Source organism: Caenispirillum bisanense (genome assembly GCF_039523075.1).
GTDB lineage: Bacteria > Pseudomonadota > Alphaproteobacteria > Rhodospirillales > Rhodospirillaceae > Caenispirillum > Caenispirillum bisanense.
The window spans coordinates 13,543-31,733 of record NZ_BAAAEP010000032.1 but is presented as its reverse complement, the minus strand read 5'-3'; the positions used below and the strand labels follow the sequence as shown (position 1 = coordinate 31,733).

Below are 18,191 nucleotides of genomic sequence, written 5' to 3'. Positions count from 1 at the left end.
CCGCGGCGGTGGGAGAGAGGATCAGTCAGTATGGCGCTTCGCCCCGTCGATATCGCCGCCAGCACCACGCCCGCCGCCGCCGGTGGCGATGCCGCCGACGGGCTGCGGGTGGTGCAGGGCGATGCCGGCCTTACGGTCAACAACATCGGCAAGCGCTACAAGGGGCGGCCGGTGCTGCGCGACGTGTCGCTCGGCGTCCACCGCGGCGAGGCGGTGGGCCTGCTCGGCCCCAACGGCGCCGGCAAGACCACCTGCTTCTACTGCGTCACCGGCCTCATCACGCCGGACAGCGGCAGCATCATGCTCGACGGCCAGGACGTCACCCGCCTGCCCATGTACCGCCGCGCCCGCCAGGGCATCGGCTACCTGCCGCAGGAGGCCAGCATCTTCCGCGGCATGACGGTGGAACAGAACCTGCGCGCCGTGCTGGAAGTGGCCACCGACGACGAGGACGAGCGCCAGCACCGCATGGAAAGCCTGCTGGCCGAGTTTTCCGTCGCCCACCTGCGCCGCGCCTCCGCCCTGTCGCTGTCGGGCGGCGAGCGCCGACGGGTGGAAATCGCCCGCACGCTGGCGACCAACCCGCACTTCGTGCTGCTGGACGAGCCGCTGGCCGGCATCGACCCCATTGCGGTGGGCGAGATCCGCGACCTGGTGGCGCACCTGAAGAACCGCGGCATCGGCGTGCTCATCACCGACCACAACGTGCGCGAGACGCTGGACATCATCGACCGCGCCTACATCCTGCACGAAGGCAAGGTGATGATGGAGGGCACGCCGGCCGACATCGTCTCGCACGAGGGTGTCCGCCGGGTCTACCTCGGCGAAAAGTTCAGCCTCTAGGTCGCGGGGGACGCCGTCTCACCATGGTGCTCGCGCCCAGCCTCCACCTCCGCCAGACCCAGTCCCTGGTGATGACGCCGCAGCTGCAGCAGGCGATCAAGCTGCTGCAGCTGTCGAACATCGAACTGACCGCCTACGTCGAGCAGGAGCTGGAGCGCAACCCGCTGCTGGAACGGGCCGAACCGCGCGATGCCGCCGGCAGCGAGGACCGCTACGACGACCGCCGCGATGCCGGCGAGGGGCTGCTGATCGACACCCCGGACGGCGGCGGCACCGCCTCGGAAGCGCCGCTCGACATCGAGGTCGACAACTCCTACGACGCCCAGGAATACGACGGCGGCGACGGGCCGGCGACTGCGGCGGCCGGCGGCGACTTCGGCGACGACTGGTCGAGCGTCGGGGCCGGCGGCCGGCGCGACTTCATGGACGACGACGGCGGCTTCGAGAACACCCTGGCCGGCGGCGTGTCGCTGCGCGACCACCTGATCGACCAGCTGGCCTGCGACGTGCCGGAGGGGCCGGACCGGCTGATCGGCCAGGCCTTCATCGACAGCCTGGACGACAACGGCTACCTCACCGTCAGCCCGGCCGAACTGGCCGAAACCCTCGGCGCCCCGCAGGCGCGGGTGGAGGCGGTACTCGACCGGCTGCAGCGCTTCGACCCGCCCGGCCTGTTCGCCCGTGATCTGGCCGAATGCCTGGCGCTGCAACTGCGGGAGAAGGACCGGCTCGACCCCTGCATGCAGGCGCTGCTGGCCAACCTGGACCTGCTGGCGCGGCGGGAATTCCCGCAGCTGATGAAGGTGTGCGGTGTCGATGCCGAGGATCTGGCCGAGATGGTGGCCGAGATCCGCGCCTGCGACCCGCGCCCGGCGCTGCGCTTCACCGATACCCCGGCGCAGCCGGTGGTGCCCGACGTGCTCATGCGCCCGGCTCCCGACGGTGGCTGGCACGTGGAACTGAACAGCGACGCCCTGCCGCGGGTGCTGGTCAACCACCGCTATTACGCCCTGGTGTCGAAGGCGGTGCGCAACAAGGAGGAGAAGGGCTTCCTGGCGGAGAACTTCCAGACCGCCAGCTGGCTGGTGAAGGCGCTCGATCAGCGGGCCAACACCATCCTCAAGGTGGCGGTGGAGATCGTCCGTCAGCAGGATGCCTTCTTCGTCCACGGCATCAGCGCCCTGCGGCCGCTGATCCTGCGCGACATCGCGACGGCCATCGAGATGCATGAAAGTACCGTCAGCCGCGTTACTTCGAACAAGTACATCGCCACGCCGCGCGGCATTTTCGAGCTTAAGTATTTCTTCACCCAGGCCATCGCTGGCGCCGATGGGGAATCCCACTCGGCGGAGGCCGTGCGTCACCGCATCCGCGCCCTGATCGACGCGGAATCCGCCGATGACGTGCTGTCCGACGACACCATCGTCGACCTGCTGAAGAAGGAGGGGGTGGACATCGCCCGCCGCACCGTCGCCAAGTATCGGGAAGCGATGCGCATTCCCTCTTCCGTCCAGCGGCGCCGCGAAAAGCGCATGAAACTTACGCAGGCCTGAGTTTCGCCGGATGACGTAGAACTTTCGCCCGAAGGACTTGCGGACGGCTTGACTTGCGATGGTTTACGGCCTACCTTCCCGCGCCTTGATCACATCCCCGTGCATGCGACCTCGCCGGCCCCGGCCCGGCTCATGCAGGGCAACCGCGGCGGCTGCCACACGGCGGCGGCGGTCCACCGGAAGATCGGGGCAGCAGAAGCGGCGCTTGCATCCGGCCGCTCCGGCCCTGACTTATAATTGTCACAGCCTTTTTCACGACGAGGGACCGGCATGGAGATCTCCGATCTGCTCAGCCCCGAAGCCGTCATTCCCAGCCTGAAGGCGACGAGCAAGAAGCAGGCGCTGCAGGAGATCGCGAAGCACGCCGCGGAGCTGACCGGGCTGCATGAGCGCGCCATCTTCGACACCCTGCTGGAACGGGAACGCCTGGGCACCACCGGCGTCGGCAACGGCATTGCCATTCCGCATGGCAAGCCGCCGCAGCTGACCCGGCTCTACGGCCTGTTCGCGCGGCTGGAACGACCGATCGACTTCGACAGCATCGACGAACAGCCCGTCGACCTGATGTTCCTGCTGCTGGCGCCCGAAACCGCCGGCGCCGACCATCTGAAGGCGCTCGCCCGCATCTCCCGCCTGCTGCGCGACCGCGGCATCTGCGAGAAGCTGCGCGGCACCGACAGCGCCGAAGGGCTCTACCTGCTGCTCACCCAGCACGAAGCCAACGCCGCCGCCTGACCGGCTGCGCGACCGCATCGACAGACGGGGCGGCCCCCATGCGGGCCGCCCCGTCTGTCGTCGTGGCCCCGGTCTGATACCCGGCAGGAACCGCCGGGGCGGCATATTCTGCCGGGCCGCCGGTGCCGCCGCGGCCCCGCCGCCGGCCGGAAAACGGCCGCCGGCCAGGGGGTGGTGGAGCGGCCCGCGGCTTGCATGGCGGAAGGTCTCTCTCGCATTTTTTCCGTGTCTCCGGTGCCTGCCATGAAGATCGACCACCAGACCACCGCCGCTGCCGCCTCCGGGGCTGCCACCAACATCGCCAACGGAGCCATCGGCTCCGCCAGCGACGCCGAGAAGGCGCGCGAGTTCCAGCAGCACCTGAAGACCGAGCTGCTCGACAAGGGGCTGATGGGCTGGGCCAAGGACCAGTGGAAGGAGAAGCTGGAGGAAAAGCTGCGCAAGGAGGTCATGGCCGACATGAACCTCACCGACGCCCAGCTGACCTCCATGGAAGAGACCCTGCGACGGACCATCGAGCAGCTCATCCGCGAGCAGCTGGAGAAGAAGATGCAGGATTCCCTGGCCGGCGGTCCGGCCGGCGCCGGGGCGCCCGGTCAGGGCCAGGACAAGGGCGGCCAGCCCACCGGTGTCGCCGCCGGCGGCATCAGCGGCAAGCCGACCCTGTCGCTGCCGGCGCTCACCCTGGCGCAGGGCTGGGGCGTCTGATCAGCCCTCGCCGGCCTCCGTCGCCGGCAGGAACCGCTCCGCCGGCAGCCGCACGGTGACGCTGGTGCCGGTTCCCGGCGCCGAGCGGATGGACAGGGTGCCGCCGTGCAGCGCCACCATGTCGCGGGCCAGCGACAGGCCGAGGCCCATGCCTTCGTACTTGCGCCCCAGGCTGGCATCCACCTGGGTGAAGCGCTGCAGCGCCCGCTCCACCTCCGCCTCGCTCATGCCGATGCCGGTGTCGGAGACCACGGCGATCAGGCTGCCATCCTCCGCCGCCCGCTCCAGGCTGAGGGAGACGGCGCCGCCGGCCTGGGTGAACTTGACCGCGTTGGACAACAGGTTGACCAGGATCTGCTTCAGCCGCCGTTCGTCGGCGTGATAGGGCGGCAGGCCGGGCGCCACGTCCACCGCCAGGGCGACGCCGGCATCCAGCGACCGCTGCAGGGCCAGATGCTCCACCGCCTTGCCCAGGCGGGCGAGGTCCACCGGTTCCTCGGTTAGGGTCAGGTTGCCGGTTTCGATGCGCGACACGTCCAGCACGTCGTTGACCAGCGCCAGCAGGTGCTCGCCGGAGGCGCGGATGTCGCGGGCGTATTCCAGGTACGTCTCGCTGCCGATGGGGCCGAGGGCCTGCAACTGCATGATTTCCGAGAACCCGATGATGGCGTTGAGCGGCGTGCGCAGCTCGTGCCCCATGGCGGCCAGAAACTCGGTCTTGGTGCGGCTGGCGACTTCCGCCGCTTCCTTGGCGGCGCGCAGGGCGGCGTCGGCCTCGGTCAGGGCGGTCACCTCCGACCCGGTGCCGCGGAAGCCGATGAAGCGGCCGGCGGCGTCGTAGGCCGGCACGGCGTTGACGCGGATGTAGTGGACGCTGCCGTTGATGGGGCGGCTGCGGTAGACGAAATCGCGCACCGGCCGCCGCGATTCCAGGGCGGCGCGATAGGCGGCGATGCCGGTCGGGTTCCAGGTGGGGTCGAGCAGGTCGTCGCGGTGACGGCCGACCACATCGGCGGCGCGGAAGGCGGTGGTGTCGCTGATGCGGTCGGAGACATAGGTGAAACGGCCGAGCCGGTCCATCTCCCAGAACCAGTCGCCGGAGGACCGGGCATAGTCGCCGAAGCGGCGCTCCGCCTCCTTCTGGCGGGTGATGTCGGTCAGCACCGCGACGATGCCGTCGGCATTGCCGGCTTCGTCGTAGTAGCAGGTCTTCGACACGATCATGTCGCGGCTGCTGCCGTCGCCCAGGGTGACCCGCGCCTCGTAGCTGACGCTGCCGCCGGCGTCGAGCAGGCTGCGGTTGATCTGCTGGGTGTCGACGCCGCTTTCCCGCAGCGAGACGTGGAAGATGGAGCGGCCGATGATGTCCACCACCGGCCGCGCCACCGCCAGCTGGAAGGCATCGTTGCAGAACACGTAGCGGCCATGGGCGTCGTGGGCGTAGATGGGCATCTGGGCGGTGTCGGCCAGCGCCTGGACGAAGCGCATGTTGTTGGCCAGGGCCTGTTCCGCCCGCCGCTGCGGTGTGATGTCGCGCCCTTCGGGGATGAGCATGACCACCCGGCCGCCATCGTCGACCACCGGCGAGATGGACACATCCACCACCCGCGGCTCGCCGTCGGGGGCCAGGTGGGTGGCCTCGAACCGCACCACGCGGCCCTGGCGGGCCTCGGCCATGGCGTCGCGCAGCAGTTCCTGCTGCACCGGGTCGTGATTCCACCACGGCGTATCCTCGAACGGCCGGCCGATGAGGTCCGCTTCCTGCCCTTCGGCGAAGCGCAGGGCGGTGCGGTTGACCTCCAGCAGGCGGCCGTCGAGCGACAGCAGGCCGATGAACTGCACCGAGTTGTCGAAGATGGTGCGGAAGCGCGCCTCGCTGGCCGCCAGCGCCGCCTCGCGCTGCTTCAGGTCGGTGATGTCGGTGCGGACGATGAGGATGTAGTCGTCGACCGTGCGCGTCTCGTTGATGAGGAACCAGCGGCCGTTGGCCATCTGCAGCTCGAACGGCTCGCTGCGGGTGCCGATGTCGGCCAGCCGCGGCGTCAGCCAGTCGTCGTCGCCGTCCAGGGTGGCGAAGCGGCGCACGAAGTTGCGCTCCTTCATGGCCCGCAGGAAGGCCTCGAACGGCTGCCCCGGCTGCAGGAACTCGCCGAATCCTGGGAAGTCGTCGATGTAGCGGCTGTTGGCGAGCGCCACCGTCTTGTCGGGGGCCAGCAGCAGCACTCCGTCGGCGACGGTTTCGATGGCGCTCAGCAGGTGGACCTCGGCGCGGGCGGCGCGGTCTTCCATGGCGCGGCTGCGGGTGACGTCCAGCCACACGCCGATCACCCGCTCCGCCCCCGGCGCGTTGCCGTCGCCCAGTCGCTTGGCGCTGGACAGGATCTGCCGTTCCGTGCCGGCGGCACCGCGGATGCGCAGCAGGCCGCGCGACGAATCGAGCCAGCCGTCGACGCGCTGGCGGTCGTCGGGGTGGACGAAGGACAGCAGCGCCTGCCGCGACGCCGGCACCTCCGGCCCCACCTCCAGCAGCCGGCGCAGGCCGGGCGACCAGGTCTCGCGGCCGTCGGCATCGCGCTCGAAGCTGCCCAGCTCGGCCAGCCGCTCGGCCTCCGCCAGCTGGTCGGCGGTGCGGGCGGCGGAGTCGGCGGCGTCGCGCAGGGCGGTGATGTCGGTGTGGCTGCCGACCAGCCGCACCGCCCGCCCCGAGTCGTCGCGGATGACGCGAACGCGGCTGAGGAAGGTGCGCCAGCCGCCGTCGCGGTGCCGCATGCGGAACTCGCTCTCGTAGGCGACGGTGCCGTCGGCGGCGGCCCGGCGGGTGCGCTCCTCCACCCGCGCCCGGTCGTCGGGGTGGGTGAGGCGGGTCCAGGTTTCCCAGCTGTCGGCCAGGTCGTCCGGGCCATAGCCGAGCAGATCCTTCCAGCGCGGCGAATAGGTGATGGTGTCGGCCGCCACGTCCCATTCCCACAGGCCGTCGTTGGCGGCCCGCAGGGCGTCGTCCAGCCGTTCCTCGCGCGCCCGCACGGCGGCTTCGCGCTGCTTCAGGGCGGTGATGTCGGTGTAGCTGACGACGCGGCCGCCGTCGGGAACGCTGCGCTCCTCCATCAGCAGCCAGCGGCCGTCGGCCAGCGGCAGTTCGCGCTGCACGTCCTGGCCGCTGTGGTGCAGGCGGCTGCGCTCCGCCGCCAGGGCGTCGCGGTCGCCGGCGAAGTAGCGCGACTGCACCGCCGCCTCCAGCAGCGCGGCGAAGCTGCGGCCGGGCAGGAAGTGGGGCGACAGGTCGGGGAACAGGGCATGCAGGCGGGCATTGGCGTAGACGACGCGATCGTCGGCGCCATAGATCAGCACGCCCGGCCCCAGGGCATCCAGGGCGGACGCGGGAATGACCGCCTCGCCGGCGCCGGCCTCTCCCGGCGCTGCGGCGGCGGACAACCGCGAGCACGTGTCCACCGTGATCCTAAGCTCCCGCTTCCCGCATGTGCGCTCCCGCGCAGGGAGGTGCCGGCTGCGCATCTGACGCGCGCATTGGGCGGCACCCTGTCCGATCAAAAGTATTACAGCCTGAGGCGGCGGCATAGCCGGAAATTCCACTGCCGCCGGTACACCGCCAAGGCCCTGGTGCCGTCATGGAGATTTCCGTTTCTCTGCAACGCAGCATGAGGTATTGCGTCCCGATGACCTATTGGTCACCCTGCCAGACGCACGCGGGCCAAAAACCGCGACCGAGGACGAGACTGGGAAGGATCAAATCGATGTCTGATTACGTTGCGCCCCTGAAGGACATGAGCTTCGCCCTGAAGCTCGCCGGAATGGACGAGGTTGCCGCCCTTCCCGGCTACGAGGAGGCGTCCGAGGATCTGATCGCCGCCGTGCTGGAGGAAGCCGGCAAGTTCGCCCACGGCGTGCTGTCGCCCATCAACTGGGACGGCGACCGCAACGGCGCGGTGCTGGAAAACGGCGTCGTGCGCACGGCGCCGGGCTGGATCAACGCCTATCACCAGTTCGCCGAAGGCGGCTGGAACGGCGTGCCCTTCGACCCGGAATACGGCGGCCAGGGCCTGCCGTGGGCGGTGGCGACGGCGGTGAACGAGATGTGGCAGGGCGCCAACATGGCCTTCGGCCTGTGCCCGCTGCTCAACCAGGGCGCCTGCGAACTGCTCAGCCACTACGGCAGCGACGACCAGAAGCGCACCTACCTGGAAAAGATGGTCGCCGGCCAGTGGACCGGCACCATGAACCTGACCGAGCCGGGCGCCGGTTCCGACCTCAGCCAGGTGCGCACCAAGGCGGTGAAGGACGGCGATGTCTACCGCATCACCGGCTCCAAGATCTTCATCACCTACGGCGACCACGACCTTACCGAGAACATCATTCACCTGGTGCTGGCGCGCACTCCCGATGCGCCTCCGGGCGTGAAGGGCATCAGCCTGTTCATCGTGCCGAAGATGCTGGTCAACGCCGACGGCTCGCTGGGTGAGCGCAACGACGCCCGCTGCGTGTCGCTGGAGCACAAGCTGGGCATCCACGCCAGCCCGACCGCCGTCATGGCCTTTGGCGACAGCGGCGGTGCGATCGGCTATCTGGTCGGCGAGGAAAACCGCGGCATCGAATACATGTTCATGATGATGAACAATGCCCGCCTCAACGTCGGCCTGCAGGGCGTCGCCATCTCGGAACGCGCCTACCAGAAGGCGCTGGGCTACGCCAAGGAGCGCGTGCAGGGCAAGCCGGTCGGCTTCAAGGGCGACAAGACGCCGGCCATCATCGGCCATGCCGACGTGCGCCGCATGCTCATCACCATGAAGGCGCTGACCGAGGCGACCCGCGCCCTGGCCTACTACGCCATGGCCCAGTTCGACATCGCCGGCCGCCATGCCGAGGCCGAGGTGCGGGCTGCCGCCGCCGACCGGGTGGCGCTGCTGACCCCGGTGGTGAAGGCGTGGTCGACCGACGTCGGCGTCGAGGTGGCGAGCCTGGGCGTGCAGGTCCACGGCGGCCTCGGCTTCGTCGAGGAAACCGGCGCCGCCCAGTACTACCGCGACGCCCGCATCGCGCCGATCTATGAAGGCACCAACGGCATCCAGGCCAACGACCTGGTGTTCCGCAAGGTGACCCGCGACAAGGGCGCCGTCGCCATGGGCTGCATCGCCGACATGCGCGCCACCGCCGCCTCTGCCACCGGCGATCTCGCCCCGCTGGGCGCGGCGCTGGTCACCGGCATCGACGCCCTGGAAGCGGCCACCAAATCGCTGGTCGACAGCGACCCGGTCACCGTCGCCGCCGTCGCCTATCCGTACCTGCGGCTGTTCGGCACCGTCGCCGGCGGCTGGATGATGACCAAGGCGGCGGTCGCCGCCCAGGCCGCCCTGGCGGCCGGCGAAGGCGACCCCGAGTTCGCCCGCGCCAAGCTGGCCACCGCCACCTTCTACGCCACCAACATCCTGCCCATGGCCGGCGGCCATCTGGCGGCGGTGCAGGCCGGCGCGGCGCCGGTGCTGACCATGACCGACGAGCAGTTCGGCATCGATCTCTGATCGCCGACCGCTGATCGTTCAGCCTTGAGCAAGCGCCCCGGACCGGCTGGTCCGGGGCGTTTTGCCGTCGGCTGTGGCATGATGGCGGTTCCGTTCCCCGCCGCCTGCAAGGAAACCCGCCATGTCCGCCGCCGCCGCTGCCGCTGCCCGCACCGTCGCCCTCGTCACCGGCCATTCGCGCGGGCTGGGGGCGGCGCTGGCGGAGTCGCTGCTGCGCCGCGGGGTGGCGGTGGTCGGCCTCGCCCGCCATGGCAACGACGCCCTGGCCGCTGCCTTTCCGGCCCAGCTGCGGCAGGTGGTGCTCGACCTCGCCGACGTGGAGGCGGTGACGCAATGGGCGGCCGGTCCGGCCCTGTCCGAGTCGCTGGCGGGGGCGGAGCGGGCGCTGCTCCTCAACAACGCCGGCGTGGTGCAGCCCATCGGTCCGGCCGGCAGCCTGCCGCCGGAGGCGGTGGCGCGGGCGGTGGCGGTGAACGTGACGGCGCCGCTGCTGCTGACCGAAGGGTTCCTGGCCGCCACCGCCGCCGCCGGCTGCCGCGACCGCCGGGTGATGCACATTTCCAGCGGCGCCGCCCGCAGCGCCTATGCCGGCTGGAGCGTCTATTGCGCCACCAAGGCGGCGCTCGACCACCACGCCCGCGCCGTCGCGGCCGATTCGCTGCCCGGCCTGCGCCTGTGCAGCATGGCGCCGGGGGTGATCGACACCGACATGCAGGGCGAAATCCGCGCCACCCCGGCGGAGCGCTTCCCGCTGCTCGACCGTTTCCGCGACCTCAAGGCCGGCGGCGGGCTGATGGCCCCCGAGGCCTGCGCCGAGCGGCTGGTGGAGCATCTGCTGGGCGCCGCCTTCGGGGCGGTGCCGGTGGCCGACCTGCGCACCCTGGCCGACTGACTCGCCGCAGCAAAACCCGCACAAACATTGCAGCAGTTCTGTCGCTGCTATCGTTTCTGCAAATCATTTGCAGTTTCGACTTGTGAAATATTTGCCGCTGCCCTTGAATCAGGCGCAGTGGCCTGCAATATTGTGCAAACCTGACCGGCGCACGCTGGATTGGATTGGTTTGTGCATTCATCATGGGGAGACGGCCGATGCGGGGTGATCCGACCATCATCGCCGAACTGAACGGGCTGCTGGCTTACGAGATGCTGGCCGCAGACCAGTATTTCGTCCACGCCCACATTTACGAGGACATGGGCCTCCACCGCCTGTTCGCGCGCATCAAGCACGAGCAGGAAGAGGAACTGGAACACGCCCAGAAGCTCATCCGCCGCATCCTGTTCCTGGGCGGCGTGCCGGACCTTGGCACCCGCGCGACGCCGACCATCGCGGCCGACGTGCCGGGCATGCTGCGCGCCGACCTCGACATGGAACTGAAGGTGGTGAGCGAACTGCGCCGGGTGATCAAGCTGGCGGAGGAAAAGCGCGACTACATCACCCGCCAGGTGCTGGTCGAGCTGCTGGACGACACCGAGGAAGACCACGTCTACTGGCTGGAACAGCAGTTCCGCCTGATCGACGCGATCGGCATGGAAAACTACCTGCAGAGCCAGATGGAAGGGGGCGAGCCGTCATGAAGGGCAACAAGGACGTCATCAAGCAGCTCAACAAGGTCCTGAAGATTCAGCTGACCAACATCAACCAGTACTTCCTGCATGCCCGCATGCTGAAGAACTGGGGCTATCACGAGCTGAACGAGCGCAGCTACAAGGCCTCCATCAAGGCCATGAAGCATGCCGACAAGGCCATCCAGCGCGTGCTGTTCCTGGAAGGCCTGCCCAACCTGCAGGACCTGGGCAAGCTGCTGATCGGCGAGGCGGTGCCGGAAGTGCTCGCCAATGACCTCAAGGCCGAGCAGGCCTACCGCGAGCTGCTGGTCGAGGTGATCGCCCTGTGCGAGGCCGAGCAGGACTTCATCAGCCGCGAGATGCTGGTGGAATTCCTCGACGACGCCGAAGAGTACATCGACTTCCTGGAGACCAGCATCGGTCTCATCGGCAAGGTCGGCCTGCCGAACTTCCTGCAGTCCGCCATGGGCGAACTGGACGACTGAGGCACGGACGCCCGCGGCAGCCGCCGCGGGTTGGCCGGACGGAGCAGGGCGGGCGCCGCGACGGGCGCCCGCCCTTTTCCATGCCCGCCCGGCGCCGCCACGCCGTCGGCAGGCGGCTCACCGCCACGCCGCCGGCAGGCGGCTCAGCGCGAGTTATCGCCGTTGAACAGGTTGCCGACCGACCCCAGCACCGAGCCCTCGCCCTTGCTGCCGCCGTTGACCGGCGCCGCCGCCAGCATGCGGCCGGCGAGGCGGGAGAACGGCAGGCTCTGCAGCCACACCCGGCCGGGGCCGGTGAGGGTGGCGAAGAACAGGCCCTCGCCGCCGAACAGCATGGTCTTGATGCCGCCGGCCTTGACCACGTCCATGGTCACCGTGTCGGTCAGGGCGGCGATGCAGCCGGTATCGACGTGAAGGGTCTCGCCCGGGGCCAGCTCGCGGCAGACGGTGGTGCCGCCCATGTGGATGAAGGCCCAGCCGTCGCCTTCCAGCTTCTGCATGATGAAGCCTTCGCCGCCGAACAGGCCGGTCAGCACCTTGCGCTGGAACCAGATGCCGAGGGAGACGCCCTTGGCGGCGGCCAGGAAGCTGTCCTTCTGGCAGATCAGCCGGCCGCCCACCTGCGACAGGTCCACCGCCAGGATGGTGCCGGGGAAGGGGGCGGCGAAGGCGACATGGGCCTTGCCGCTGCCGGTGTGGGTGAAGACGGTGGTGAACAGGCTTTCGCCGGTGACCAGCCGCTTGCCGGCGCTGAGCAGCTTGCCGAACATGCCGCCGCCCTCCTGGCCGGAGCCGTCGCCGAAGACGGTGGTCATCTCCACCGACCTGTCCTTGTACATCATGGCCCCGGCCTCGGCGACGACGCTCTCGCCGGGGTCGAGCTGGATCTCAACGAACTGGGTGTCGTTGCCGACCAGGCGGAAATCCACCTCGTCGGACCGCTGCCGCCGCGCCGCCCCCCAGGGCGAGGCGGTGCCCGCCGGCGGCGGGGGCGGCGGCGCCGCCAGGCCGGCATCGGTCGCGAAGGCCGCCGCCAGGGCCGGCAAGGCGCCCACCGGCTGCCACTGCTCCATCCCCGCCCGCCACGCCCAGGCGTCGCGGTTGGCCCGCGCGTAGGCGATGGCCGACGCATCATCCAGCGGGCCGCAGCGGTCGCTGCCGCGGCTGAAATACCAGTCGCTCATGGTCTTCCCCCTCCCTCGACCGCCGGCACTGCCGCCGGGCGGCACGGTGATCCCTGCGCCGACCATCTCAGCCCGATTCCCCGCCGCGGTCAATGCAGCGGCGGGGAGGGGATGTGGACGAGGAGGAGGAGGGAAGGAGGGGGCGGCCGTCCTCAATGGGTGGCGCTGCCGGTGGCGTCCTTGGCGTGGTACTGCAGGAACTTCAGCACCAGACGGTTCTGTTCCTTGGTGAGCTGCGAGAAGCGCTCCATGGACTTGAGCTGGCCGATCCACTGGTTCGCCAGGAAGTGGTCGGGCGTGTGGGCCACATGGCAGACGGCGCAGTCGCCGTTGTACAGGTCGCGGGCATAGGCCCAGATGGGGGTGATGTCCGGCGCCACGTTCTCCTTGGGCAGCCAGACGTCCAGGCTGACCGGCATCCAGGTCTGGCCCGTATCCGGCAGAACCTGGGCGGCGCCGGTGGTGGCGCGCTCCACCGTCGGCTTGGCCATGACGGCGGTCAGGATGCGCTGGCCGGGGGCGCCGTAGATGACGCTCTCCGCCCCTTCCTGCTGCCAGCCGGAGACGGTGGCCTGCAGCCAGTCGCCGGCGCGGGCCTTGATCGCCAGTTCGGTCGCCGGCAGCAACTGGCCGGCCGCCTGCGTGCCGTTCTGTTCCAGGAAGAAGGGCAGGGTTTCCAGGGTGTAGGCGGCCTTGCCCAGGTCGGCGTGGGCGGCGGCGTCCTTCAGCTCGTCGAAGGCGCGGGCGAAGGCCTTGGACATGTCCGGCAGCTTGTGGGCGATGCCCTTGTGGCAGTCGATGCAGGTGCCGCCGGTCTCCAGGGCCTCGGCGTGGCGCTTGCGCGCCTCTTCGCGCTGCTCGGCCATGGTCATGGCGTCGAAGGCATGGCAGCTGCGGCATTCGCGCGAATCGGTCGCCTTCATCCGCTCCCACACGCCGTTGGCCATGGTCAGGCGGTAGTCCTCGTACTTCTCGGGGGTGTCGATGGTGCCGAGGATGGAGTGGTACAGGTCCTTGCTGGCGCGGACCTTGGCCGCCAGGTAGGGCCAGCCCTCCGCCGGTACATGACAGTCAGAACACTCGGCACGAATACCTTTGGTGTTCTGGAAGTGGACTGTCTTCTTATATTCCTCGAACGGAATGTTCATCTCGTGGCACGAGACGCAGAAGTCGTTGCCGTGGGTTGACTTGAGCGCCGCATGCAGTCCGCCCCAGCTTGCGCCGGCGACGCCGACGCCGGCCAGGAACACCACGCTCCAGGCCAGAGGGCTCGGCCGGCGGAGCCAGCCCCAGATTCGCTTGAACATTTTCCGCTCTCCTTCGGTCCGGGCCCTCGGGGACGTTCAAGCGCGACCATAGCATGAGGAGGTTAACGGCGTTCGTCGTGAGCTAAACGATTCATGCAACCCTGTTAAAGGTCAGGGTGAAATGTAAGTATCTTGTAAATGGACGCGAAGGTTTCCTATCCTGCCCGGACAAGAACGGCCCGGTGGTGCGCTGCCGGTCGGGGGGAGGCGAGCGAGCGTCGTGAGCATGAAAAGCGGACTGCACGTCCTGATCATCGGCCCGCACTGCGGCGATCACACCGATCTGGTGTCGCTGCTCGGCGCCAGCGACCTGGAAGTGGCGCTGGAACCTCGGCCGGATCGGGTGGGGGACCACGTCAACGGCACCCGGCCGGCGGTCATCGTGTTCGACACCGACATGCCGCCGCCCGGCGGGGTGGGCGTGATGGCCACCCTGCAGCGGGCCTGCGAGTTCGGTGTCATCGTCCTGTGCCCCGGCGCCGATGCCGCCGACTGCATCCTGGGGCTGGAATCCGGCGCCGACGACGTGGTGGAGCGCGACCGCGATCCGCGCGAAGTGGCGGCCCGCATCCGGCGCCTGCTGGTACGGGGGCAGGCGTTGCGCGACGCCGCCCAGGGCGCCGACGACATCGTCTTCTCCGACTGGCGCCTCAGCCTGGAGCGGCGGGACCTGCGGGCCACGGACGGCACCCGCGTCCACCTGACCCGCGGCGAGTTCGAACTGCTGGCCGCCCTGGCCACCCGCCAGGGCAAGGTCATGAGCCGCGACCAGCTGCTGGACCATATCAGCCACCGCGACTGGGCGCCGAGCGACCGCACCGTCGATGTCCTGATCAACCGCCTGCGCCACAAGATCGGCGAAAACCCCCGCGAGCCGCGCCACCTGGTGACGGTTCACGGGGTGGGATACGTGTTCAACCCGTAACCCCGAGCAGCCCCTTCCCGGAGGTTCCCATGCCCGAGTCCCTGCCTGCGGCCGATCGCGCCCATCTGTTGTCGTGGCTGTCGTCGGTGTTCCTGCGCGAGCCCGATGCCGCCGCCGTCGCCCTGATGCACGGGCCGCAGGGCGATGCCGTTGTCGCCGCCCTGGCGCCGGTGCCGCCGCTGGCCGCCGAGGCCGCCGCCCTGATTGCCGCCCTGCGGCGCCTGCGGCAGCAGGAGGACGACGACCGCAGCACCGCCCTGCGGCTGGCCGGGCGGTTCGCCACCCTGTTCCTGGGCGCCAGCGGCCCCAACGGCGCCCACCCCTATGCCTCCGTCTACGAGGACGGGCGCACCCACGGCGCGGCGACCGGCCGGTCGGCGGCCTTCCTTGCCGAACACCACCTGGCAGTGGCCGAGGGCGTGCCGGAGCCGGCGGATCACATCGGCATCCAGCTGGCCGCCCTGGCCGCGCTGGCGGAGCGGGAAGCGGCCGCCGCCGCCGAAGACCCCGCCGCGGCCGACGCCCTGCGTGCGGCCCAGGCGGGCTTCGCCGCCGCCGAGGTGCGGCCGTGGATCGACACCTTCCGCGCCAGGGTTGAGCACGACGATCCCGACGGCTACTACGCCGCCGCCGCGCGCCTGACGGCGGCGGTGCTGGAGGCTGTGGCGGCGTCGCCGGTGGCCCGTTAACAACCGGATAACAAAACAGTTTCGGAAATACACATCGACGCTGAAGGGCATTAACGGGCGGGCTGTAGACTGACGTCAACGGTACCCGCCGGGCATACGCAACGCGCCGCCGGGTCTCATCTCCACTGGGAACGGAGGCGACCATGGGATTGCAGTCCACATCCGCGCAGGGCAACGGCCTGAGCCGGCGCCTGTTCCTCCAGGGCTCGTCGGCCCTGGCGGGGCTGGCCGTGGCTGGCGGCGCGTCGGTGCTGGTGGCGGGTCGGGCCGCCGCAGCCCAAGGAGCCTCCGGCCTCATCCTGTCGGGCTCGCACTGGGGCGTGTTCAAGGCCAAGGTGGAGGACGGCAAGTTCGTCGCCGCCGAGCCCATCGCCGCCGACAAGCACCCGACCGACATGCTGCGGGGCCTGCCCGACAGCGTCTATTCCCCCGCCCGCATCCGCTACCCCATGGTCCGCGCCGGCTACCTGAAGAACGGCCCGCAGGCCAATGACGCGGCGCGCGGCAGCGAGGAATTCGTCCGCGTGTCGTGGGACCAGGCCATCGATCTGGTGGCCAAGGAACTGCAGCGCGTGAAGACCGAGCACGGCAACGAGGCGATCTTCGGCGGCTCCTACGGCTGGAAGAGCGTCGGCAAGCTGCACAACTGCCGCAACCTGCTCGGCCGTCTGCTGAACCTGCACGGCGGGTACATCAACCACACCGGCGACTATTCCACCGGCGCGTCGCAGGTGATCATGCCGCATGTGGTCGGCCGGCTGGAGGTCTATGAACAGCAGACCGCCTGGCCGGTGGTGGTCGAGCATTCCGAGCTGGTGGTGCTGTGGGGCGCCAACCCGACCATCACCAACCAGATCGACTGGATCCTGGCCGAACATGGCGGCTACGAAGGCTTCCAGGCGCTGAAGGAGAAGGGCACGCGGGTCATCGCCATCGACCCGGTGCGGTCCGAAACCATCGACTACCTGGGCGCCGAGTGGATCGCCCCGCGGCCGCAGACCGACGTCGCCATCATGCTCGGCATCTGCCACACGCTGGCCAAGGAAGGCCTGCATGACAAGGCGTTCCTGGACGAGTACACCGTCGGCTACGACGTCTTCGAAACCTACCTGATGGGCCGCGCCGCCGACGGCGTGGAAAAGACCCCCGAGTGGGCGGAAAAGATCTCGACCATTCCGGCCGACGTCATCCGCCAGCTGGCCCGCGACTTCGCCGCCAAGCGCACCATGCTGATGAGCGGCTGGGCGATGCAGCGCATGGACCACGGCGAACAGGCCCACTGGGCACTGGTCACCCTGGCCTGCATGCTGGGGCAGATCGGCCTGCCCGGCGGCGGCTTCGGCCTCTCCTACCACTACTCCAACGGCGGCACGCCGACCGCCAATGCGCCGGTCCTGCCGGGCGTCACCGCCGCCGGCAAGGCCGTGGAAGGCGCGGCGTGGCTGGAGAAGAGCGGCCTGGCGGCCATTCCGCTGGCCCGCATCTCCGACATGCTGCTCAACCCGGGGGCGACCATCGACTTCAACGGCGGCAAGGTCACTTACCCCGACATCCAGCTGATCTACTGGGTCGGCGGCAACCCCTTCGCCCACCACCAGGATACCAACCGCCTGGTCAAGGCGTGGCAGAAGCCGCAGACGGTCATCGTCCACGACATGGTGTGGACCCCGACGGCCAAGTTCGCCGACATCGTGCTGCCCGCCAACACCTCCTACGAGCGCAACGACATCGAGCAGGGCGGCAGCTATTCCCTGCGCCTGATGGCCGGGATGCACAAGGTGGTCGAGCCGCTGTACGAATCGCGCTCCGACTTCGACATCTTCAACGCCATCGCGAAGAAGCTGGGCTACGGCGACGGCTTCGACGAAGGCAAGTCGGAGATGCAGTGGATCCAGCAGTTCTACGACGCGGCGCTGGAACAGGCGCGGGCCCGGCGCATCGACATGCCGGCCTTCAAGGACTTCTGGGACTCCAACGAACCGCTGGTGTTCGAGCCCGACGAGGCGGCGCTGAACTTCGTCCGCTATGCCGACTTCCGCGAACAGCCGTTGCTGGAGCCGCTGGGCACGCCCTCGGGCAAGATCGAGATCTTCTCCACCACCATCGAGAAGATGAAGTATGACGATTGCCCGCCGCATCCGACCTGGATGGAGCCGGTGGAATGGGTGGGCGCCGAGAACGCCAAGTGGCCGCTGCACATCGACACGGCGCACCCGCGCTATCGCCTGCACTCGCAGCTCAGCGCCTCGGCCAGCCTGCGGGACAAGTACCTGGTCAACGGCCGCGAGCCGTGCTGGATCAACACCAAGGACGCCGCCGCCCGCGGCATCGCCGACGGCGACATCGTGCGGGTGTTCAACGACCGCGGCGAGATCCTGGCCGGCGCGGTGGTGACCGACCGGGTGCGCGAAGGCGTCGTCCGCGTCAACGAGGGCGGCTGGTACGACCCCGCCAAGCGCGGCCAGCCGGGCAGCCTGGACAAGTACGGCAGCGCCAACGTGCTGGCGGTGGACAAGGGAACGTCCAAGCTCGCCCAGGGCAACTGCGGCCACACGGCCATCGGCGACGTGGAGAAGTTCACCGGCGAAGTTCCGCCCGTGACCGCCTTCGACCCACCGCCCGCCACCAGCTGACACCGCGGCCTGGGGGTAAAGACAGGGAG

Annotated in this window: 14 protein-coding genes; 11 read left to right on the top strand and 3 right to left on the bottom strand. The window is 69.5% G+C overall.

Going from position 1 to position 18,191, the window contains the following annotated elements; translation table 11 throughout:
- Positions 1–30 precede the first annotated feature (30 nt).
- The 4 genes from lptB (at position 31) to ABD056_RS14560 (ending at position 3,839) form a co-directional block, all read left to right on the top strand.
- On the top strand, positions 31–843 hold the full coding sequence (lptB, locus tag ABD056_RS14575; protein ID WP_343867733.1) for an LPS export ABC transporter ATP-binding protein: 813 nt from the start codon (positions 31–33) through the stop codon (positions 841–843).
- A 23-nt stretch (positions 844–866) separates the two neighbouring features.
- Entirely contained in the window at positions 867–2,396 is a 1,530-nt protein-coding gene (gene rpoN / locus ABD056_RS14570; protein ID WP_343867731.1) for an RNA polymerase factor sigma-54, read from the top strand.
- A 270-nt stretch (positions 2,397–2,666) separates the two neighbouring features.
- Positions 2,667–3,131 carry a PTS IIA-like nitrogen regulatory protein PtsN gene (gene ptsN, locus ABD056_RS14565; RefSeq protein ID WP_343867730.1) on the top strand — a complete coding sequence of 155 codons (465 nt, stop codon included), beginning with the start codon at positions 2,667–2,669 and terminating at the stop codon, positions 3,129–3,131.
- Between the two features lie 243 nt (positions 3,132–3,374).
- Positions 3,375–3,839: a hypothetical protein gene (locus tag ABD056_RS14560; protein WP_343867728.1), complete on the top strand. Its 465-nt coding sequence runs from the start codon at positions 3,375–3,377 to the stop codon at positions 3,837–3,839.
- On the opposite strand, the gene ABD056_RS14555 is transcribed toward ABD056_RS14560, so the two are convergent.
- Entirely contained in the window at positions 3,840–7,271 is a 3,432-nt protein-coding gene (locus tag ABD056_RS14555; RefSeq protein ID WP_343867726.1) for a PAS domain S-box protein, read from the bottom strand.
- Between the two features lie 320 nt (positions 7,272–7,591).
- On the opposite strand from ABD056_RS14555, the gene ABD056_RS14550 reads away from it, so the two are divergent.
- The 4 genes from ABD056_RS14550 to bfr (ABD056_RS14535) all read left to right on the top strand — a co-directional run bounded on the left by ABD056_RS14550 (position 7,592) and on the right by bfr (ABD056_RS14535) (position 11,424).
- Positions 7,592–9,373 carry an acyl-CoA dehydrogenase gene (locus ABD056_RS14550; RefSeq protein ID WP_343867725.1) on the top strand — a complete coding sequence of 594 codons (1,782 nt, stop codon included), beginning with the start codon at positions 7,592–7,594 and terminating at the stop codon, positions 9,371–9,373.
- Positions 9,374–9,494: 121 nt separating this feature from the next.
- Positions 9,495–10,265, top strand: a complete 771-nt coding sequence (locus tag ABD056_RS14545) for an SDR family oxidoreductase (RefSeq protein ID WP_343867724.1) — start codon at positions 9,495–9,497, stop codon at positions 10,263–10,265.
- A 197-nt stretch (positions 10,266–10,462) separates the two neighbouring features.
- A complete protein-coding gene (gene bfr, locus ABD056_RS14540) occupies positions 10,463–10,948 on the top strand; it encodes a bacterioferritin (protein ID WP_343867722.1) in 486 nt (161 codons plus the stop codon).
- Positions 10,945–11,424 carry a bacterioferritin gene (bfr, locus tag ABD056_RS14535; RefSeq protein WP_343867721.1) on the top strand — a complete coding sequence of 160 codons (480 nt, stop codon included), beginning with the start codon at positions 10,945–10,947 and terminating at the stop codon, positions 11,422–11,424. Before bfr (ABD056_RS14540) ends, bfr (ABD056_RS14535) begins: the two co-directional genes overlap by 4 nt.
- A 143-nt stretch (positions 11,425–11,567) precedes the next feature.
- Here the strand turns inward: bfr (ABD056_RS14535) and ABD056_RS14530 are convergent, their stop codons facing one another.
- Both ABD056_RS14530 and ABD056_RS14525 read right to left on the bottom strand, forming a co-directional pair.
- Complete coding sequence (locus tag ABD056_RS14530) at positions 11,568–12,608, bottom strand: AIM24 family protein (protein ID WP_343867719.1); 1,041 nt, start codon at positions 12,606–12,608, stop codon at positions 11,568–11,570.
- A 152-nt stretch (positions 12,609–12,760) separates the two neighbouring features.
- Positions 12,761–13,915, bottom strand: a complete 1,155-nt coding sequence (locus ABD056_RS14525) for a NapC/NirT family cytochrome c (RefSeq protein WP_343867718.1) — start codon at positions 13,913–13,915, stop codon at positions 12,761–12,763.
- Positions 13,916–14,141: 226 nt separating this feature from the next.
- On the opposite strand from ABD056_RS14525, the gene ABD056_RS14520 reads away from it, so the two are divergent.
- The 3 genes from ABD056_RS14520 to torA all read left to right on the top strand — a co-directional run bounded on the left by ABD056_RS14520 (position 14,142) and on the right by torA (position 18,162).
- A complete protein-coding gene (locus ABD056_RS14520) occupies positions 14,142–14,840 on the top strand; it encodes a winged helix-turn-helix domain-containing protein (RefSeq protein ID WP_343867717.1) in 699 nt (232 codons plus the stop codon).
- A gap of 29 nt (positions 14,841–14,869) precedes the next feature.
- A complete protein-coding gene (locus ABD056_RS14515; RefSeq protein WP_343867716.1) occupies positions 14,870–15,529 on the top strand; it encodes a TorD/DmsD family molecular chaperone in 660 nt (219 codons plus the stop codon).
- Positions 15,530–15,672: 143 nt separating this feature from the next.
- Positions 15,673–18,162 carry a trimethylamine-N-oxide reductase TorA gene (gene torA / locus ABD056_RS14510; RefSeq protein WP_343867715.1) on the top strand — a complete coding sequence of 830 codons (2,490 nt, stop codon included), beginning with the start codon at positions 15,673–15,675 and terminating at the stop codon, positions 18,160–18,162.
- Positions 18,163–18,191: the final 29 nt, after the last annotated feature.

Excerpts from the sequence above, each read along its gene's own strand:
- ptsN (WP_343867730.1), top strand. The coding sequence starts at position 2,667 with ATGGAGATCTCCGATCTGCTCAGCCCCGAAGCCGTCATTCCCAGCCTG.
- ABD056_RS14560 (WP_343867728.1), top strand. The coding sequence starts at position 3,375 with ATGAAGATCGACCACCAGACCACCGCCGCTGCCGCCTCCGGGGCTGCC.
- ABD056_RS14530 (WP_343867719.1), bottom strand. The coding sequence starts at position 12,608 with ATGAGCGACTGGTATTTCAGCCGCGGCAGCGACCGCTGCGGCCCGCTG.
- ABD056_RS14515 (WP_343867716.1), top strand. The coding sequence starts at position 14,870 with ATGCCCGAGTCCCTGCCTGCGGCCGATCGCGCCCATCTGTTGTCGTGG.
- ABD056_RS14525 (WP_343867718.1), bottom strand. The coding sequence starts at position 13,915 with ATGTTCAAGCGAATCTGGGGCTGGCTCCGCCGGCCGAGCCCTCTGGCC.
- ABD056_RS14520 (WP_343867717.1), top strand. The coding sequence starts at position 14,142 with ATGAAAAGCGGACTGCACGTCCTGATCATCGGCCCGCACTGCGGCGAT.
- bfr (WP_343867722.1), top strand. The coding sequence starts at position 10,463 with ATGCGGGGTGATCCGACCATCATCGCCGAACTGAACGGGCTGCTGGCT.
- rpoN (WP_343867731.1), top strand. The coding sequence starts at position 867 with ATGGTGCTCGCGCCCAGCCTCCACCTCCGCCAGACCCAGTCCCTGGTG.
- ABD056_RS14545 (WP_343867724.1), top strand. The coding sequence starts at position 9,495 with ATGTCCGCCGCCGCCGCTGCCGCTGCCCGCACCGTCGCCCTCGTCACC.
- torA (WP_343867715.1), top strand. The coding sequence starts at position 15,673 with ATGGGATTGCAGTCCACATCCGCGCAGGGCAACGGCCTGAGCCGGCGC.
- bfr (WP_343867721.1), top strand. The coding sequence starts at position 10,945 with ATGAAGGGCAACAAGGACGTCATCAAGCAGCTCAACAAGGTCCTGAAG.
- ABD056_RS14550 (WP_343867725.1), top strand. The coding sequence starts at position 7,592 with ATGTCTGATTACGTTGCGCCCCTGAAGGACATGAGCTTCGCCCTGAAG.
- lptB (WP_343867733.1), top strand. The coding sequence starts at position 31 with ATGGCGCTTCGCCCCGTCGATATCGCCGCCAGCACCACGCCCGCCGCC.